The 19282-nt window shown below is 37.1% G+C and carries 20 protein-coding genes; 11 read left to right on the top strand and 9 right to left on the bottom strand.

Annotated features, from left to right (window positions below):
• Positions 1 to 7: 7 nt before the first annotated feature.
• From KO02_RS17445 to KO02_RS17420, 6 genes are all read right to left on the bottom strand, one after another.
• The gene (locus KO02_RS17445) at positions 8 to 313 is read right to left on the bottom strand and encodes a DUF4134 domain-containing protein (RefSeq protein ID WP_038700348.1); all 306 of its coding nucleotides are present in this window, start codon (positions 311 to 313) and stop codon (positions 8 to 10) included.
• A gap of 206 nt (positions 314 to 519) precedes the next feature.
• Positions 520 to 1353: a hypothetical protein gene (locus tag KO02_RS17440; RefSeq protein ID WP_038700346.1), complete on the bottom strand. Its 834-nt coding sequence runs from the start codon at positions 1351 to 1353 to the stop codon at positions 520 to 522.
• Positions 1354 to 1383: 30 nt separating this feature from the next.
• Positions 1384 to 2019 carry a hypothetical protein gene (locus tag KO02_RS17435; protein ID WP_038700344.1) on the bottom strand — a complete coding sequence of 212 codons (636 nt, stop codon included), beginning with the start codon at positions 2017 to 2019 and terminating at the stop codon, positions 1384 to 1386.
• A gap of 11 nt (positions 2020 to 2030) precedes the next feature.
• Positions 2031 to 2336 (bottom strand): DUF3408 domain-containing protein, encoded by a 306-nt coding sequence (locus KO02_RS17430; protein WP_038700342.1) that lies wholly within the window; start codon positions 2334 to 2336, stop codon positions 2031 to 2033.
• Entirely contained in the window at positions 2336 to 2746 is a 411-nt protein-coding gene (locus KO02_RS17425; RefSeq protein ID WP_038700340.1) for a DUF3408 domain-containing protein, read from the bottom strand. The genes KO02_RS17430 and KO02_RS17425 overlap by 1 nt, the downstream gene beginning before the upstream one ends.
• A 12-nt stretch (positions 2747 to 2758) precedes the next feature.
• Entirely contained in the window at positions 2759 to 3526 is a 768-nt protein-coding gene (locus tag KO02_RS17420; protein ID WP_038700337.1) for a ParA family protein, read from the bottom strand.
• Positions 3527 to 4239: 713 nt separating this feature from the next.
• Between KO02_RS17420 and mobA the strand changes: the two genes are divergently transcribed.
• The 3 genes from mobA to mobC all read left to right on the top strand — a co-directional run bounded on the left by mobA (position 4240) and on the right by mobC (position 8073).
• A complete protein-coding gene (gene mobA / locus KO02_RS17415) occupies positions 4240 to 4671 on the top strand; it encodes a conjugal transfer protein MobA (RefSeq protein ID WP_038700335.1) in 432 nt (143 codons plus the stop codon).
• Positions 4672 to 4679: 8 nt separating this feature from the next.
• Positions 4680 to 5972: a conjugal transfer protein MobB gene (gene mobB, locus KO02_RS17410; RefSeq protein WP_038700334.1), complete on the top strand. Its 1293-nt coding sequence runs from the start codon at positions 4680 to 4682 to the stop codon at positions 5970 to 5972.
• Between the two features lie 100 nt (positions 5973 to 6072).
• Complete coding sequence (gene mobC, locus KO02_RS17405; RefSeq protein WP_038700332.1) at positions 6073 to 8073, top strand: conjugal transfer protein MobC; 2001 nt, start codon at positions 6073 to 6075, stop codon at positions 8071 to 8073.
• Between the two features lie 29 nt (positions 8074 to 8102).
• On the opposite strand, the gene KO02_RS17400 is transcribed toward mobC, so the two are convergent.
• Complete coding sequence (locus KO02_RS17400) at positions 8103 to 8426, bottom strand: MerR family transcriptional regulator (protein ID WP_038700330.1); 324 nt, start codon at positions 8424 to 8426, stop codon at positions 8103 to 8105.
• A gap of 94 nt (positions 8427 to 8520) precedes the next feature.
• On the opposite strand from KO02_RS17400, the gene KO02_RS24010 reads away from it, so the two are divergent.
• On the top strand, positions 8521 to 9744 hold the full coding sequence (locus tag KO02_RS24010; RefSeq protein WP_200878564.1) for a cysteine hydrolase: 1224 nt from the start codon (positions 8521 to 8523) through the stop codon (positions 9742 to 9744).
• Positions 9745 to 9954: 210 nt separating this feature from the next.
• On the opposite strand, the gene KO02_RS17385 is transcribed toward KO02_RS24010, so the two are convergent.
• Positions 9955 to 10296, bottom strand: a complete 342-nt coding sequence (locus tag KO02_RS17385; protein WP_038700328.1) for a winged helix-turn-helix transcriptional regulator — start codon at positions 10294 to 10296, stop codon at positions 9955 to 9957.
• A gap of 80 nt (positions 10297 to 10376) precedes the next feature.
• On the opposite strand from KO02_RS17385, the gene KO02_RS17380 reads away from it, so the two are divergent.
• On the top strand, positions 10377 to 11027 hold the full coding sequence (locus tag KO02_RS17380; RefSeq protein WP_235212283.1) for a peroxiredoxin-like family protein: 651 nt from the start codon (positions 10377 to 10379) through the stop codon (positions 11025 to 11027).
• The gene (locus tag KO02_RS17375) at positions 11024 to 11830 is read left to right on the top strand and encodes a DNA alkylation repair protein (RefSeq protein ID WP_038700326.1); all 807 of its coding nucleotides are present in this window, start codon (positions 11024 to 11026) and stop codon (positions 11828 to 11830) included. The genes KO02_RS17380 and KO02_RS17375 overlap by 4 nt, the downstream gene beginning before the upstream one ends.
• A 592-nt stretch (positions 11831 to 12422) precedes the next feature.
• Here the strand turns inward: KO02_RS17375 and KO02_RS17370 are convergent.
• Positions 12423 to 12803 (bottom strand): Fur family transcriptional regulator, encoded by a 381-nt coding sequence (locus KO02_RS17370; protein ID WP_038700323.1) that lies wholly within the window; start codon positions 12801 to 12803, stop codon positions 12423 to 12425.
• A 109-nt stretch (positions 12804 to 12912) separates the two neighbouring features.
• On the opposite strand from KO02_RS17370, the gene KO02_RS17365 reads away from it, so the two are divergent.
• The 5 genes from KO02_RS17365 to KO02_RS17340 all read left to right on the top strand — a co-directional run bounded on the left by KO02_RS17365 (position 12913) and on the right by KO02_RS17340 (position 19255).
• Positions 12913 to 15114, top strand: a complete 2202-nt coding sequence (locus KO02_RS17365; RefSeq protein ID WP_038700321.1) for a TonB-dependent receptor — start codon at positions 12913 to 12915, stop codon at positions 15112 to 15114.
• 42 nt (positions 15115 to 15156) lie between these two features.
• Positions 15157 to 15858, top strand: a complete 702-nt coding sequence (locus KO02_RS17360) for an ABC transporter ATP-binding protein (protein ID WP_038700319.1) — start codon at positions 15157 to 15159, stop codon at positions 15856 to 15858.
• A 99-nt stretch (positions 15859 to 15957) separates the two neighbouring features.
• The gene (locus tag KO02_RS17355) at positions 15958 to 17367 is read left to right on the top strand and encodes an ABC transporter permease (RefSeq protein ID WP_081918418.1); all 1410 of its coding nucleotides are present in this window, start codon (positions 15958 to 15960) and stop codon (positions 17365 to 17367) included.
• Entirely contained in the window at positions 17364 to 18695 is a 1332-nt protein-coding gene (locus KO02_RS17350; protein WP_158500311.1) for a DUF3526 domain-containing protein, read from the top strand. The genes KO02_RS17355 and KO02_RS17350 overlap by 4 nt, the downstream gene beginning before the upstream one ends.
• A gap of 245 nt (positions 18696 to 18940) precedes the next feature.
• Positions 18941 to 19255 (top strand): redoxin domain-containing protein, encoded by a 315-nt coding sequence (locus KO02_RS17340; RefSeq protein ID WP_158500310.1) that lies wholly within the window; start codon positions 18941 to 18943, stop codon positions 19253 to 19255.
• Positions 19256 to 19282: the final 27 nt, after the last annotated feature.

Below are 19282 nucleotides of genomic sequence, written 5' to 3'. Positions count from 1 at the left end.
CAAAGGATTAAAGGAAGAATGAACGAAGAATGGTAGCAGCTACAATAAGGAAGATACAGGCACCGAACCACGATGCCGCCGTTTTACTGGTATCGGGATCTCCGCTACTAAACTTGTTGTACACTTTAACACCTCCGATGAGTCCGACTACGGCACCAATAGCGTAGATAAGCTGTGTGGCGGGATCGAAATAAGAGGTTACCATTTGGGTAGCTTCCGTGATACCTGCTGTACCATTCCCCTGTGCGAATGCACCGATTCCTGAGAGCATTACGGTAGCTGTCAGCAAAACTTTTTTTCTTTGTTTTTTCATGATTGAACACATTAATTTGTTATTGTATTCCCGCTTCTTGCGGGCTTTCGGAACAAAGGTGTTGTGAAAATGGAAGCGCTATAACAAATTGGTAGTGAGAGGGGTTACTTGGCAGTGAGTGGCGTTTTAATTAGTAATTGGGCATAAAAAAACGTCGAAACAAAATGATGTCCGACGTGCTTCTTTATAATCCTCTTTTAAAGAGGTTACATTTTTCGCCCTTTGTTTCCTTGTTCTTTTTTTGAAGATGAAACAGGTTTGTTTTCGAGTCCTTCCTTAATAGATTTTTCTTTCAGCACCTTCAGGTTTTCTGTTATCATTTGTGGTAGGTATGTTTCTTTCCAGGGAATTGTCTTTGCTTCAAAATGAGATTTTAAACCTATACGTTTTAAATCTTCTTTGATATTCCAACCACCGTTTCGGTTCCAGCCAATTGGATCAAGTTCTCTTTGGAAGGGAAACTGAACGGCGATAAGGTCTTTTGGAAATTCCAGAATACTATCATAATCTAACTCTTGAAATTCGCGTGTTTTAGGGTTGTAGGGAATGATGTAAGCATTCGCTTCCTCGGAGAAATAATGATCTATTTCATCAAAGACAATTCCTCTTGACATGAAATCATCTTTGGGGCGAAGCATATCCATGCGTATATCAACATAAAATATATGACCTTGAATTTCGATTGTAGGAAGCATACCCTTTTGGATTCTGTCATCGAATGCCGTTTGATCGACCATTAAGTCGAAGTCTGTTTTGTTTTTTAGTTCTTCGAGACTTAGCTTATACTTCTCTGCCATTCCTGCTGGATCAAGCACAACGAGTTCCGGTATTTTTACTAAAATTTCTCTTCCGTTACTAATAAGGCTTGGAATGTTCTTATCCTGTAAACTATAGTCAAAAGCGTAGCCATCTTCTACATCCCTCATTTCGTAAATTGAAATAGTATTGACTGGATTGTCTTTTTCCCTTAATTCGACCTTATTTATATCGACCAAGAAATCTGTTCCCTCGATATTTATACTGGGCAATTCTCTTTCCATGCTTCGTTGTTTTAAAAAACAAAGGGAAGTCTATATAAACTCCCCAATGTCAAAATTTTCCAAATCATTTTTCCGCAAAATGGAAGAACTGGTTTCCGTTTCAGACGAGAGCGAACTATCCAGTAGCTCAGCTATCTTTCTAGAAGCACCCTCTATGGAATTTTCCAGTAGACTGAATAATTCAGTTCCTTGTATTTTCTGAACTATGGCTATCGCTGTTCCCTTTTGAGATGGCTCCAGTTTTTCTTTTTGTAGCAGCATCCCCACGGCACCTAGTTCTTCAAAAGTAACCCCTTGGGCAAAACCGTTATCGCCACCGGATATTCCGTACCCGTTCCACTCTTCTTCCTCTTCTTCGAAATCGGGTTGATTACTGAAAACTTCATCCAGCTCTTCCTGCGGAATTTGAACACCTACGTTTTCATTTTCGTCGTATTCAATGTCTAAGTTATCAGGGTTTATCTCTGGGTTCTCAATTTGGCTTTTACTGGCACTCTTTGGCTCCGAATGACTTCTTAAAGGTTTGGGTCGCCCCATAATATCAGGTAAATCGAGGTTAACCTTTTCTTGCTTTGGTTCTGGTTTCGCCCTTTTCTTAATGACAATCTTATCCTGTAAAAGCAGAGCAATGATTATCAGCAGGCAAATCATGATTACTATTTCCATAACGTTAGTTTTTAAAATAAGCCCTTGTATTTTTCGTTGAACTCCTTTGTAATCATATCTTCAAATACTTTAAAATGATATTCCAGAATATTATTGAGATAGGCGAACAAGGGTATTTTATCATCGCCTATAATCTGAACGATGCGGGTTAAACGTTCATGATGTTCAGGGCTTAGGTATATACTTTTATTGCCTCTTTTCTGCATTTTATTCATTTGCATAAATGCTTTTTCATAGGTTACTTTTGTGGTATTAGTTGTTACACTGCACCTGCTGCCAGTTACAACTACATTCCTTTTCTTTTTATCTTTCTTCATTACAAAATGGGTTTAAAATGCTCATTGAAATAATCTGTGATATCGTCCCCGTACTCCCTAAAGTGGTGTTCAAGAATGTTATCAATATAAGAGTAGAGCGTTGTTCTTTCTTCTCTAGTCAGTTGAACGATGCGGAGCAATCTTTCGTGATATTCGGGGCGAATGTAAACGACCTTACCGTTACGACCTGAGGGAAACCGATTGACTAAAAAAGTTTCCTCGTAGTCCACTTTCTTTGATGAACTGCTTCTGGCTTTTTCTTTCGGTTTGGTTTTGATTTCCTTTGGTTCTTCCTGTTGGGGATTATTTATGGGTGGAGAAATAGGTTCATCACCACTTATGATATTCATCAAATAATCCTCATCAACATCGGGCTTTTCAAAAGCGTTGTTTTTGTTATCCTTAGCCATAGCCTAGTGCTTTTATAGTTGTGCGATTTTTAAAAATTCTTCGACAAACAAATCCATTTTGGTTACTTTCATTAGCTGTGTTTCGGCAGGAAGTAAACTTGATCTGAATACATAACCGGCAGTGTCGTCTGTTTCCTTTCGGAAACGCTTACTGTCCGTGATCCTTGTTTCCATTATTGGCAGGTTGAGTTCTTTGATGACACTTTGATAGGCATCGTATACACCTGTTTTTTCCCTGCCGTCCACTTGGTTCCAGAATAACCAAAGTTCTTGTTTCTCGTTGCCTTCAATAGTTTTTGGAAGTTGGAGAAAGGCTTTGGTAAAGCCTAATGTGCTTTCCACGACCAAGCGGTCTGCTGTAATGGGCGAAAAGATAAAATCCATTGTCTTTAATGTAGTCAATACACCTTTGGTGTTGGCTGTCCCCGGTAGGTCGAAAAAGATAACGTCTGGTTGAACCGCTGACTGGCTTACATATTCGGATGCTTTTTCCAAAGTATTTTCAGCCTTGCATTTGATAATCGGGTATGCTTTTTTGTCGATAGTTTGGAACTGTTTCATTGCTGCCCTTTTATGGTAATCATTCTGCATAATTGTCTTCTTATCCCGCTCTCGCATATTAGTTAAGCTGTGCTGCGGAAAGTCACAATCCATTACCAATACGTTAAAACCTAATCGGTAGTGAAGCACACTTGCGAGCAAGGTGGTCATCGTAGATTTTCCCACACCGCCTTTCTGGGTGGAGAAACTGATTTTCAAAGTTTCTTTTCTTGTTTCCATTATTTAAAAATTTATTGTTACACGCTTTATTTTTTTTTCAGGCTTGGATATTTGTGTATTTGAATATTCCCTCCTTCCAATATTCCAGCATTGTTTTTTGGATATTTTACTGCACAGGTATCTGCTTTCATTTTTGCCTTATCAGGCACATTCTTTGGCAAGTAACAAACCTGGCAAAAGGTAAATTGCTTTACCGCTTTTATGCTTTTACACTTTTAAAACCTTATGCTTTTATTCCAAACCGGTTGTTTGCAAACCTGATTTTCTTTCCAATTGGAATACATTTTTTGCTACCTACACTAAAATTATACGGCAAATAAAGCGATTGATTTATCCGTTGATTGCTATATGGAAGTGTTCGGCACTCAAAGGCAGAGTTTGTCTGAGTATTGAATTGCAATACTCTCACGAACAGTCATTTACTTTGTGTAATGGTTTTTAGTAATGGATTTGTGCAAAAGCAATATGAGATATTAGGTAAGAATGGGGACAGCCCGAAGCTGTTTTTCCCTGTTTTATTTAATCCGTCCCGGAGGGCGGATTTTTGTGTTCATCAGAACACGGCAAGTTGTGTTTTGAGGCACTCGAAACTGAGTTCGTGCCTCAAAACCACTTGCCCCTGCAGGGGCTGGAAAACACCTTCCGAAGTCAGGGTTTTTGCAGGAATTATCTAACGATGAGCTCGCTGAAACTCGGTTAAAAATGAATAAATAATGAATGAAAACGGTAATAGAAAACAGAATAAAGGTGGACGGACACCGAAAAGTGATCCGAGCATCCACCGACACGTTTTTCGCCTGACGGACGAAGAAAACGCTAAATTATTATTTCTTTTTGAAGCATCAGGAATGACCAATAAGGCAAGATTCATCATTTCTGTACTGTTTGGTAGAGAGATAAAAATGGTCAGAATAGACAAAGCTGTGCTGGATTATTATATGCGACTGACCTCTTTTCATAGCCAGTTCCGCTCCGTTGGGGTGAATTATAATCAGATTGTAAAGCTGCTGTATAAGAACTTTACCGATAAAAAGGCAGCTGCATATCTTTATAAATTAGAAAAACAGACGGCTGAAATGGCGGCATTATGTCAAAAAATTGTTCAGTTAACAGCAGAATTTGAAGAAAAACATCTAAAAAAGTAGTATTAAAGATGATAGCCAAAATTGGAAGAGGAAGTAGTTTGTATGGAGCATTGGCATACAATCAGCTCAAAGTGGAGAAAGAAAATGGGCAAATTCTGTTTACCAATAGAATAATAGAAACACCCCACGGACAATATTCTGTTAGTCAATTGGTGCAATCTTTTGAACCTTATCTGATAGCCAACCGCAATACTGAAAAGCATACGTTACATATTTCTCTCAATCCCGACCCGAAAGATGAGGTAAGTGATGAAAAGTTCAAACAAATGGCGCAAGAATATATGCAGGAGATGGGTTATGGCGAACAACCTTTTGTAGTTTTCAAACATACCGATATAGACCGAACCCATATCCATATTGTATCGGTTTGTGTGGATGAAGAAGGTAAAAAGATTTCGGATAAATTTGAGAAAAGACGATCAATGAACGTATGCCGTGAATTGGAAAGAAAATACAGGTTGATACCCGCTACGGAAAAAGAACATAAACAGAATGACAAGATCTTTCAACCAGTAAATTATCAAGAAGGAGACGTAAAAAGTCAAATAGCTTCGGTTGTCCGTCATCTGCCTAAGTATTACCAGTTCCAAACTTTGGGAGAATATAATGCCTTGCTTTCCCTTTTTAATATTACCACCGAAAAAGTGGAAGGCGAACTACACGGGAAAATGAGACAAGGCTTATTATATATACCTTTAAATGAGAAAGATGAAAAAGTCGGGAATCCATTTAAAGCTTCTCTTTTCGGTAAGGATGCAGGGCTTCTTGCTTTGGAATTGCATTTTGAAAAATGTAAAACGACTTTGAAAGTCCACCCGACCAAGCAGACCTTAAAATCAGCCGTTACCATTGCTCTGCAATCAACAACTGATGAGTTGAGTTTTAAAAAGCAATTAGGAGAATTGGGAATTAATGTAGTCGTTCGTCGGAATGATACATGTCGGATTTACGGAATGACTTTTATTGACCACAATTCAAAAACGATCTGGAACGGCTCTCGTTTGGGAAAAGAGTTTTCTGCAAATACCTTTAATGATTATTGGAACCATAATATCAAACCAGGAATAAAAGAGGTTAACGAATCTCAACCTAAATTATCACAATCAAATGATATGGAAGATTTAGCTGTGGAAAAACCTCATCAATTATTTGACTTTCTAAATTTCCCTGAAAAGCACGGAGATGGTTTGATTGAAGCTTTTGGAGGATTGCTTCCTGAAGCACAGGGTGAGGATTATGAGGAACAGGATTTTGCAAATAAGATGAAGAAAAAGAAAAAACGCACAAGAGGTCAAAAGTAAAAATAAGCCAAATACCGCCACCTACCGCCAAACACCGCCTACTTTTCAAAGCTAATCTTTACACCCTTTAATTTCACGGCCGAACATTAAATATAAAAAAATGCAGGGAGAAGACGATTTAAGAGGTTTAGCCAAGGTTATGGCATTTATGAGAGCGGTAAGTATCCTTTTGGTGCTAATGCACCTTTATTGGTTTTGCTACGGTTTCTTTATAGAGCGTGGTTGGACACTAGAAATTATCAATAAAATATTAGGCAATTTCCAACGAACAGCAGGACTGTTTTCACATACTTTATATACCAAAGTGTTTGCAATCGTATTGCTGGCTTTAAGTTGTTTAGGAACTAAGGGCGTGAAGAACGAGAAGATAACCTGGTCTAAAATTTATGTAGCATTGGGAATTGGTTTTGTGCTATTCTTTTTGAACACTCCACTGTTAAAGTTGTCGCCGATTATAGGTGCATTCTTTTATATCCTCACTATGGGGTTAGGTTATATTGCTTTGATGATGGCTGGTGTTTGGATTAGTAGGCTATTGAAAAACAACCTCATGGATGACGTTTTCAATATGGAGAATGAAAGCTTTATGCAGGAAACCAAACTAATGGAAAACGAATATTCTGTCAATCTTCCGACCAAATTTTGGTACAATAAAAAACAGCACAATGGTTGGATTAATATCGTTAATCCTTTCAGGGCAACGATCGTGTTAGGTACTCCTGGATCAGGTAAATCGTATGCGATAGTCAACAACTATATCAAACAACAAATTGAAAAAGGTTTTTCGATGTATATCTACGATTTTAAGTTTGACGACCTTTCTACCATTGCCTATAACCATTTACTGAAGCATAAGGATAAATACGAAATACAGCCCAAATTCTACGTCATCAACTTTGATGACCCTAGAAAGAGCCACCGTTGCAATCCACTCAATCCTGATTTCCTGACGGATATATCCGATGCTTACGAAGCAGCGTATACCATTATGTTGAATCTGAACCGTTCGTGGATACAGAAGCAAGGGGATTTCTTTGTAGAATCTCCAATTATTCTGTTGGCTGCCATTATCTGGTATTTGAAAATCTATGATAACGGTAAGTATTGTACGTTTCCGCACGCTATTGAGTTGTTAAATAAAAAGTACTCGGACGTATTTACAATTCTTACTTCTTATTCAGAACTTGAAAACTATCTTTCTCCGTTTATGGATGCCTGGCAAGGTGGCGCACAAGACCAACTACAGGGACAAATTGCTTCCGCTAAAATTCCTTTATCAAGAATGATATCACCACAATTGTACTGGGTAATGACTGGAGATGACTTTTCATTGGACATCAACAATCCCAAAGAACCAAAGATATTGTGTGTTGGAAACAATCCCGATCGTCAAAATATTTACTCCGCAGCATTAGGCTTATACAATTCACGAATTGTAAAGCTCATTAACAAAAAAGGACAATTAAAGAGTTCGGTTATTATCGATGAGTTACCTACGATCTATTTTAGAGGATTAGATAATCTGATAGCCACTGCTCGAAGCAATAAGGTTGCGGTTTGTTTGGGTTTTCAAGATTACTCTCAATTGATACGGGATTACGGTGACAAAGAAGCCAAGGTTATCCAGAATACAGTCGGTAATATTTTTTCTGGTCAAGTGGTAGGTGAAACTGCAAAAAGTCTTTCAGAACGTTTCGGAAAAGTATTGCAAAAACGCCAGAGTTTGACAATTAATCGTAATGATAAATCCACTTCAATATCAACGCAATTAGATAGTCTGATTCCCGCTTCTAAAATATCAACTTTGACCCAAGGTATATTTGTAGGTGCTGTTTCCGATAATTTTGAAGAACGTATCGAACAGAAAATCTTTCATGCTGAAATTATAGTAGATAATGATACTGTAGCTGCCGAGACAAAAGCCTATAAAAAAATACCCGAAATCTTGTCATTTGTAGATGATCAAGGCAATGACCAAATGAAACAGGAAATTGAAGCGAATTACAAGCAGATAAAAAAGGATATTGTTCAGATTATTGAAACTGAATTGGAGCGTATTAAAAATGATCCAGACTTACAGCATTTGGCACAAAAAGATTAATTAGTCTTTTTGTTATCGGCCATTAATCGTTACTTGTTTCCGTTCTTTAATTTGTTCAGCGTTTCCTCTATCATTTCCATGCGTTTCTTCACTTTTTCAGCTGAAGCATCTAGCGTATAACCTTCATCCATCAGTTCTTTGATAAGAAGCATCTTTTTGATGTTCTCATAATCATATCGCCTGTTTTTCCCTTCTTCTTCGGTTAAACTTCCGACAATACCTTTTTCTTCCCAATAGCGGATCTGCCGTGTTGGGATACCGGTAATTTGAGAAACTTCACCAATACCTACAACAAGTTTATCTAAAAAGTCAAAATCAAATGACAGTTCTTTGTTTGCTTCTAATTTGCCCATTTTGTAAATAACTTACAATTAATGTTGCAAATATAAAATAATATCCTTTAGTTTGCAATTGTAGATTACTTACAATAAATGAAGATCATTAACAATGAACAAAGTATTTTTAATTCTAGCAATCCTGCTATTAACACAACACAAGATGAACGCACAGAACATTTCCATTGAACAGGCAAAGCCTTATCTGGAGGCATTCCAAAAACAATTTACCATCCCTGAAAGCTATCATTTCCATTCTGTCCAAAAAATAGAGGCTGATCACGCTCCAGCTTTTTTTTTCCGTTATCAGAAAGACGAAAACAAGGGAATGAATGGAGAACATTTTTCATTCATTATTTCTGAAAGGGACAAACAGGTTTTAGGTTTTACCAATATGGACAAAAGATATGCTAATCTGAATATGCCCTCCAAGAGCGAAACTGAAAGAATTGCAAAAGCTTTCTTAAAAAAACTGGACGGGTCTTTATCGGTTGATCTGGAAAATCTTTGGATTGACAGACACGATGAACAAATTTTCGTAGATAGCGACAAGCGGGTAACCATTGCCGGTATGAAATACAAATGTTATCGGCAATCGACGGATGACTATGCTTGGGTCATTGTCGGGTTTGATGGCACTATAGTGACCTTTGAAAGGAACATCAAGTGGAACATGGACGAACAAAGAAGGATTACGGAAAAATGGCTTCATGATAATTGGTTGATAGATCATTCTTCTATTTCTATGGGAAAATCTGCCCTTGTCCTGATTGAAACTCAAAACGAATGGATGCACACCGAAGGTAAATTGAACAAAGCATTGGTAACGGACAAAGGAATGATGTCAAAATCCATTGCGAATATTGAGAAAGCGTTAACCTATGCACGCAAGAACAACATGGAAGTTATTCACGTTGGTTTGCGTTTTGAAAAAGGTTATCCTGAACTGGCAAACGGAAAGAGTGGATTGCGCAAAGCCATCCCCACTGCCGGAACATTTCCGATCAATGAATTTGGTTCACAGTTCTATGATACGGTAAAACCGATTGAAGGTGAATTTATCGTTACCGGGCGTGTTGGGGCAAGTGGATTCACGGGTTCAAATTTAGATGCTTACCTACGAAACAATAAAATAGAAAACATCTATTTGGCTGGTTATGCTACCCATGTTTGCGTCGAAAGTACGTTGAGAGATGGGCACGAAAGAAGCTACAATACCTATGTTATTTCGGATGCTACCTCAGCTTTCAATCAGACGCAACAGGATTATTTTCTGAGTGATATCGTTCATCATTTCGGTGAACACCTATCAACCCAAGAATTTATAAATGAGTAAAGATTTAAAAACAACATTGCGGTTTTTATAGCTACACCGCTTTGTTTGGTAAATAGTTTGATTTTGTTTTAGTTTAACGGATTTTTGAAAGGATTGGCTGAAGCGCTTTTTTCATTTCCACAGGCTGTTCTAAATGAACACGATATAAGATGGTATGACAGAAGAAAATTAAATCAACAATAGATTTAGAATGAAAGAAACTAAGCACAATTATTCTTCGTTAGAATATTCCAATAAGACTTTCCCCCAATCGTTTAATTTCCAAAGCACATCTACTAAGTTTTCGCCAAGTGGCGTAAGCGAATATTCGACACGTGGTGGGAGTTCGTTAAAGGTTTTCTTATTTAAGATTCCGTCTTGCACTAGTTCAGTTAACTGTTGGTTTAAAACACGTCTGTCCACTTTGGCAATGCCTCTTAACATTTCACTGGGACGTTTTTCACCCTTGTTAATTCGCCATACAATCGGTATCTTCCATTTCCCACTTATGGCATTTACGGCAAATTCCAATGGGCAATCTTTTTCTTTTATGGTTCGTTCCTTTGTTTTCATAAAATTGACTTTTATATCCCATAGGGACAATTATATGCGGTATTGTAGATCTGGATTTACTTTTAAACCTTTGTAAAGATATGAAACGAGATATGAAAAATTTAAGGCAACAGATTGAGCAGCTAAATGAAAGTTTAGCAAAACAACTTCCAACAGAAGTTTTAGAAGTATTTGGCAAATCTATTCAGGATTTGAAATCCATAAATATGGAAGAAAACAGTATTAGCATAGGTGAAAGATTTCCTGATTTCGGCCTGTCCAATACAAATAATGAAATTGTAGAATTAAAAGAGCTTCTAAAAAACGGAAAAGTGATTGTAGCCTTTTTTCGTGGCAGTTGGTGTCCTTATTGCAATCTTGAATTGAATGCATTACAAGAAAACCCAAGAAAGATTACTGACAGAAAAGCAACGCTTGTAACTATCTCTCCGCAAACAGCCGATTATAGTGAAGAATTAAAGAATAATCACCTATTGGATTTTGAGCTATTGATGGACAAAGACAATGCTTTGGCTAAACAACTGGGCATTTCGTTTGGGCTTCAGGAATATGTAATTCCTACTTACCGCAGTTTGGGAATTGAGCTGTCAGAATACAACGGGAACGATACTAACGAACTTCCTGTTCCTGCCGTTTTTGTAATAGATACAAATGGTTGTATTACATTCAAGTTTGTTGATACAGACTATACAAACAGGATAGCTATTCAAGAACTTATTGAACAATTATGACTGAAGTAAAAAGAAAGGGCGCAAGAAGCACAAAAGATATTCCAGCAGATATTTTAGCACAGCTGAACCGTGGTGAAATTGAAACAGCCAACCTTGTAGAATGGTTGGCAGTTGACCAAAAACTTTTGCTTGAAAATTTGCTGAAACAGCATAGACGAACAGATTATTTAAAACCCATTCTGTCTAATATTGACCAACTGAAAAAGCAAACGGTAAACACGATAAATGAAGCTATTGGCACAAGCCTTTTTGAAAAGGCAACACAAAATAACGACAAATATTTTTTGGCAATTATGGCAAATCATACTGCCGACCTTGTTCGTTGTTGGACCACCTACACCATCGGGAAAAACGAATGCCTGAACATAACACAAGCCCTTAAAAAAATCCAAAAATTTTCGGCAGACAAACATTTTGGAGTACGAGAAATCAGTTGGATGGCTGTTAGGAATAAAATAACCGTGGATTTAGAAAAGAGTATTGTGATTCTTGCCGAATGGACAACCAATGAAGATGAAAATATAAGACGGTTTGCAACAGAAGCAACAAGACCTCGTGGTGTTTGGTGCGAACATATTGGAGCATTTAAACATAATCCTGTATTGGCGTTGCCCATCTTAGAGCCGTTGAAATCCGACCCTGCAAAATATGTACAGAACAGTGTAGCCAACTGGCTAAATGATGCCAGTAAAACCCAACCCGATTTTGTAAAAGAGCTTTGTGAACGTTGGGATAAAGAAAGCGGAACAAAAGAAACAAGATACATTATCAAAAAAGCATTGCGGACTATTGATAAGAAATAGAAAATTCATCAAAGGCATACACTATTTGTTCTATAGAACATAATGAACTTATTTGAATTTTTCTTTTTTTTAAGTGATATTTTTAGAAAAACTAGACAATTGAATCCTTTCTGGCTTTCAACGATGTTGAAGATAATCAATTTTTATGAAGACTCTGATTAGCACCAGGTCTGCAAGAAGGGAAAGGAATATCGAGATGAGAGCTTTGTTTTTCCATTGAAAATATCCAACTTGAATTTGACAATACAACAAATTGGTGTAAAGCTCTTCAGTACGATTAAAGAAATTGACATATTTACTTCTAACCTCTTCTCCCTTTCGCTTTTCTTCATTTTATTGATAATATCCGGTGCTCAACCAAATCGTAGCAAAACCAATAAAGAATCATCTATCCCAATAGAATTTGGATCGCTCTCATAAAAGCCATAATCTTGGCTAAACCTCTTAAATCATTTTCTCCCTGCATTTTTTATATTTAATGTTCGGGCATCAAAGTAAAGGCTATAAATAGTGGCTATTAGAATGTGGTACGCAATGGTGCTGAAAACAATATAGGCTTAAATTATTTTATAGAAAACGCATTTAATCGTAATCATGAACACTGTGGGCAAATTCCTGACACCGTAAAATTCACTTCCTTTACTTTATATTTTTCAGGTACTTTGTAAGTAGGTTCAATATCTTCAAGACAGGTTATTGTATGACATTGTTCACAACTAAAGTGCAGATGATCGTGATGATGCTTCGTAGCAGAACAATCGTGACATGCGGCATATTTTACTATCCCGTCAATATTGGCAATCTTATGGATAAGTCCTTCTGATACCAATCTATCCAATATTCTGTAAGTAGTTACTCTATCACATAAACCATCCAGAATATGTTGTAATTCAGAATGAGATAGTGCAATTTCAGACAGGCTGATCAATCTTAATATTTCTGCCTTGGCCACAGTATTTCTTGGTTGCTTCATCTTTCTAATAAATTATTACTGCAACATAGTTGCGTTTGTAGGAATAATTGCTATTTTTGCAACACTGTTGCATTAATTGCAAATATAAAATAATTAGCCCATAAAATATATGAATAAATCTATTAATAAGTATTTCGGTGTACTACAGCGTAACTTACCTCGAAGATCAGTGAAAAAAAATGCAGTAACGCTATCATCTCACCTTTTTTTGAGCGTTACGTTTTCCGCTTCTCTCTTCGCTCAGGAAGTCAAAAAAGATTCAACAACCATATTGCAGGAAGTAATCATTACCGCTCCCTTAAACAAATCTTTTGAAGTGAACGTGGGAGGATTTGGAAGCAAAGATGTTATGGACGTACCACTGACAATACAAACTTATGGAACAAAAAATATACGAGAAATGTCTGCGCGAACGGTTCGCGATGTTTTGATTTCAGATCCTTCTGTACAAAGTTCTTCTTATGGTGGAGGGTTTGACAATTTTCGTTTACGTGGTTTTGCAATGGATAATTTTAATACCATACGTCGGGATGGACTTACATTAGCTCCTCATTACGATGTTCCGTTAGAGTTGATAGAACGTGTGGATGTGCTTAAAGGACCTTCAGGATTTTTATATGGATTCAATTCTCCCGGAGGAACCATTAATTATATACCAAAACGACCAACTATAAAACCTTATAACAGTCTTACTCTGCAAACGTCAACTTTACAGGATTACTATGCGGCTATTGACCATAGTATGTCTTTGTTGAATGGCAAGATTGGCTATCGTTTAAACGCAGGGATGGAAAAAGTTGGAAATTTTAATCACTTTGGTGATCTGGAACGCAGGTATATAGGACTTGCAACAGATTTCAAAATAAGTAAAAAGGCCCTTTTACAAGTAAATGCAGACTGGGCTTGGAAAAGTGCAATGTCTGATCCTTTGTTACGAGCTGATCAAAGTAGTCGTATAGACCCTTTAGATCCAACTACTTTTATTCTTCCACCTAAAATAGATCGTCGGGATGCGCTTTCGCCTTCGTGGTACCGACACAAAACCGAGGCTTACAATATAGAAGCCAAATTTGATTATACTTTGAATGAACACTGGACATCTATTACTCAAGCAAACTATTCTCAAGTGAACCGTCACGGTGGTTATGTAGATTTGTTCAATATCCAGCCTAATGGTGATATTGGTCATGCCGACCTTTACCAATCCCGAGGGGAGGTATTTAGCACATGGTCCTTGCAAAGCTATCTAGCGGGAAAATTCTCTACCGGAACCCTAAAACACGATTTGTTTACAGGAGTATCTCACAAACAATTCAGGGATAAAAGCCCTTACTGGGATTTTGTAGAAAGCGTTAACGGCATCAGTGTAAGTGATATTTCCGTAGGTAACATACTGAATCCAATACAGCCGTCTCGTTGGGACTTTGGTGCAGAAAAGGAGATAGATTTTAAATCTAGCATACAGGAAAGTTCTGTCTTTGCAAGTGATCTCATTACACTAAACCCCAAATTTCAGGTATTGCTTGGAGGGCGTTACATTTGGTACAAGGCTCGTAACCTATCGGCTGTTGCCGCTCCGCAAGATAAAAATGTATTTGTACCTACAGGTGCATTAATCTATCGACCATTCAAAAATCTGATGAGTTACATCAGTTATTCCAGAGGTTTTGAAAAAGGAGATTACGCACCCTTCAATGCAAATAATGCCAACCAACCAACAGATGCCATTGCATCCACTCAATATGAAGTTGGCTTAAAAATGGACTTTAATAAACGCTTTAACCTGGGTATGGCATTTTACGATGTAAAACGCGATGCCAGTTACCTGAATATAGCAAATGATTTTGTCAGCAATGGGAAGTTCCATCATCGCGGTATTGAGTTAAATACCACAACTAAATTATTACAGAGCCTAACTTTATTGGGCAATATTGCCTATATGGATACAGAGCTTAAAGAGGTAACAGACCTAACGGCTTTAGGAAAACGTACCGAAGGTGCACCACGTTGGAAAGGTACCATTGGAGCAAGGTATGCTTTATCATTCTTACCTAATCTAGCTATAGATTGCAACCTGAACTATATGGGAGATCGCCCTGTAGATGCTCAAAACAGTGGATTTATTCCTAGCTACACCTTATTGGATGCGGGTATTAGTTACAATACGAAAATTGGTAAATCAGCAACCATGTTCCGATTGCATGGTAGAAATTTAACCGACAAATATTACTATTCTGGAGTTTATTACAGCGGAGGTGCAGAAATAGGTCGTACCCGGGAGATTTTCCTTACTGCACAATTCCGTTTATAATAAATTACAAAAATCAATATAAAATAATTTAAATTTTAAATAATGATAGTATTAGAAAATACAAGCAAATTATACAAAGATAAAGAGGCGCTAAGTGGGCTTTCCTTATCTGTATCGGAAGGTGAAATATATGGGTTGCTGGGACCTAACGGAGCTGGAAAATCGACCACATTGAACATCTTGTTGGGTTTTCTAAAACCAGACAATGGCAGAGCTTTGGTTAATGGAAATGATACCAGCACCGATACCCTTAAAGCAAGAAAACAGATTGGTTATATTCCAGAAAACGTGAGTCTTTATCCTTATCTCACTGGAATAGAAAATCTGGATTACTTCTGCAAATTGGCCGGAATCAACTACAAAAAATCGGAACTTGCAGATTTCCTAACAGCTTGCGGATTACAACAAGATGCCCACGGTAAAAAAACTGAAACGTACTCCAAAGGAATGCGCCAGAAAGTAGGCATCGCCATTGCTTATGCCAAAAAAGCTAAGGTTTACCTTTTGGACGAACCCGCAAGTGGTTTAGACCCACTGGCAAGTAATGAACTTTCTGTTCTACTCAAAAAATTGGCTACCGAAGGAGCTGCCATATTGATGGCTTCACACGATATTTTCAGAGTTCGAGAAACCTGTAATAAAATAGGCATACTTAAAAATGGTGTATTGGTAAAAGAAATGCAAACATCCGAAGTAACCGCTAACCAACTGGAAAAAATATATCTGGACTATATGCAGAGCTAAAACATTTATTTTATGAAATGAGCTATAAACATCAGTTGATGAAACTGAAAATAGTTTAGGCGAATTCCATCTGACCATTAACAAAATAAAAAAGAATAGATGAAACAAATTATACTCAACGAATGGAAAATGTTGCTGCGGGTACGCATATTGGTTTACCTCACCCTATTTTTTATCGTAGCACTTGCCGCAGTCACTTGGCTGGGTATTGTGCAAAACAACAAACAGCAGCGACAACAACAAGCATCTCAAAATCATATCCGTGAACAATGGGAATCAATCGATGAGATGAATCCGCATGGTGCTGCCCACTATGGTTCCTATGTCTTTAAACCTGTTACTGTTTTGAGTAGCATTGATGAAGGTATCAATACGATAACAGGTAATGTATTAAGACTTGAAGGACATGTTCAGAACGAAATGAGTTATTCTGAGGTTTCTCAATCGCTATCGGTATCCAAATTTGGTAAACTAAAACCGTCCTTGTTATTGCAGTATGTCATTCCTCTTTTTCTCATTTTTCTAGCATTTGCATCGATTAGTAGAGAAAAAGAAACAGGAAGATTAAAACTTTTGGTCTTCCAAGGCGCTTCGCTCTCAAAACTTATTTTGGCAAAAACGATTAGCGTTTGGGTGTATGGATTGTTATTGCTTCTGGTCACGATTGGCATTCAATTATTGTTAAGTATTAGTGATATGAATGGAGATAGTTTAACTAGAATGGTACTGATTTTATTCGCATACTCGGCTTACTATTACATTATAACCTTATTAGCAACCTGGTTTTCAGCAAGACTTAAGAGCAATGCAGCTTCCTTATCATCAATGCTTGCTGTTTGGATATTATGGACTATATTTTTTCCAAAAATATGGGGAAATACGGCCGATAAGCTATATCCTTTACCTAGCAGACAGGAATTTAAAACCGCTATGAAGGATGATCGTTCCAAAGGAATGGACGGACATAATCCTTCCGATAAAAGATCTGAAGCATTTAAAAAAGAAATTTTAGCTAAATATAATGTAGATAGCATTCAACAGCTAACTATCAATTACGATGGATTGCGGATGCAGGCAGATGAAGAATATGGTAATCAGGTATGGGATAAACATTTTGGTAAAAATTATGAACTGCTGCAACAACAGAAAAGATTCTATCAATTATCTGGGGTTTTTAATCCCTTCAGTTCTTTGCAAAATGCTGGTATGGGTTTTAGCGGAAGTGATATGTTGCACCATCTGGATTTTTTGAAACAAGCAGAAAATTATCGAAGAGACTTAATCAGAACCTTGAACGAAAAACAGACCTATGGCGGTTCTAAAACCGGTGACTGGGGCTGGAAAGAAAATAATGAATTCTATAAATCTGTAAAAGATTTTGAATACAGAACACCTACAATAGGACAAGTAATGGCCTACTATGGTTTAGATATGTTGTTTATGGCAATATGGGTGTTAATTACTACTTGCATAGTCTTTCTACTCTCGAAAAAAATAAAATTGACATGAAGCATTTGATAACAATTACAAGATATGAGTTCAGGCATTTTGCTCGAAGTCCTTTTAAAATAACGGCTTTGCTATTGTTTTTAGGAGCTGCCATTTATGGTTTACAAAACGGATACGAACTTTTTAAAAAACAGCTGGCGGAAACAGAAAATATAAAAAGTAAAAACGAGGAAACCATCGCAGAAGTAATCAGTTGGTATGATGCTGGTAAAAAAGGACCTGATGATAAACCTTGGATTGATGTAACCACACCAATGCGGGCTATATGGTACGCCCCAGCTTCGGCAATTAAGGAGCCTTCAAAAATGATGCCTTTCAGCATCGGACAGGCAGAACAATTTGGATATTATAAGCAGGTAACCAATTGGAGTTCGACCTTTGATGCTGACCTTTCGGAAGAAATGGCAAATCCAGAAAGGCTAGCTATTGGGACGTTAGATTTTAGCTTTATCATCATTTATCTGTTGCCCGTTTTGCTCATCATCTTGCTATTCAATATTGGAGGCCTTGAAAAGGATTTAAACTTTGATCGTTTGGTACAGGTTAATAATCCTTCATTCAGTACATGGCTATTGGCAAGATTTATTTTTTACTTTTTTTTAATAATAGCATTGCTACTTGTACTAATGCTAGTTTATGCCGCACTCACTAACGCATTATTTGATTTATCTGGTACATTTTTAAATATGTATTTATTGGTGCTGTTTTATACATTCCTTTGGTTTGCTGTCTTCTATTACATTAATCTTAAAGGAAAAGGAAGTGCTAATCAGGCAATAAAAATGGCTTCTATTTGGTTAATGTTTGCTGTCATTGTTCCAGGTGCTACACATCAAATTTTATCCTTAAAATATCCAGCAAGTTATATGACGGATTATTTGGATGCAAGCCGAGATGAAACCTATAAAATATATGATTTACCTGCAGATACGGTTATGAAAAAACTGTTGGTTCACTATCCAGAACTTCAAGCAACCAAATTAGCCAAAGACACTGTTATGGACGAAGGCATCATTGGTAATTCAAGCAGCGGACTTATCAATAAGTTAATGAAAGATGCCGCAAAACAAATTGAAGATAGCAACGAGAGCAAAAACCAATTCATCCGAAATACTTCTTGGATCAACCCTGTAAATTGGTTTCAAAATACAATGAATCGTTTAAGCGAAACGGACTACTATGCTTATCAAAAATTTAGAGTTGAAATTCAGAAAATGATTGATAAAAAAGTAAAATTCATTCTAAATGACAGTTGGAATAAAGAAACTATTGATAGGGAAAAATTTCTTGAATATGTGGAGGCTTTTAAAACTGAAACTGAAAAATGATACCACAAACATTCGAGCATTGGAAAAGCGGCATTATCAATGCATGTAAAATTAATCTCACAAAAGATTTTGCAAAGCAACGACGGAGGTTTACCAAGATAAAGAAAATCCTGAAACACGGAATTTTGCCCTACTTTACGGCGAACAGCACTTACGGCATATCGTACGATGGTTAGGTATGATTGAAAACGAATACTAAATGAAATTGAATAAAAAAACTTCTAAAAAACGGAAAAGCAACGCTTGTGGCAATCTCACCACAAACAGCCTATTATAGTGACGAATTAAAGAATAATCACCTATGGGATTTTGAGTTATTGATGGACAAAGACAATGCTTTGGCTAAACAACTAGGCATTTCGTTTGGGCTTCAGGACTACGTAATTCCTACTTACAGCAGTTTGGGAATTGAGCTGTCAGAATACAATGAGAACGATACTAATGAACTACCTGTTCCTGCCGTTTTTGCAATAGATACAAATGGTTGTATTACATTCAAGTTTGTTGATACAAACTACACAAACAGGATAGATATTCAAGAACTTATTGAACAATTATGAACGAAGTAAAAAGGAAGGGAGCAAGAA

Source organism: Sphingobacterium sp. ML3W (assembly GCF_000747525.1).
Classification (GTDB): Bacteria; Bacteroidota; Bacteroidia; order Sphingobacteriales; family Sphingobacteriaceae; genus Sphingobacterium.
The sequence above is the reverse complement of the archived record's forward strand: the minus strand, read 5'-3'. Positions and strand labels throughout refer to the sequence as shown.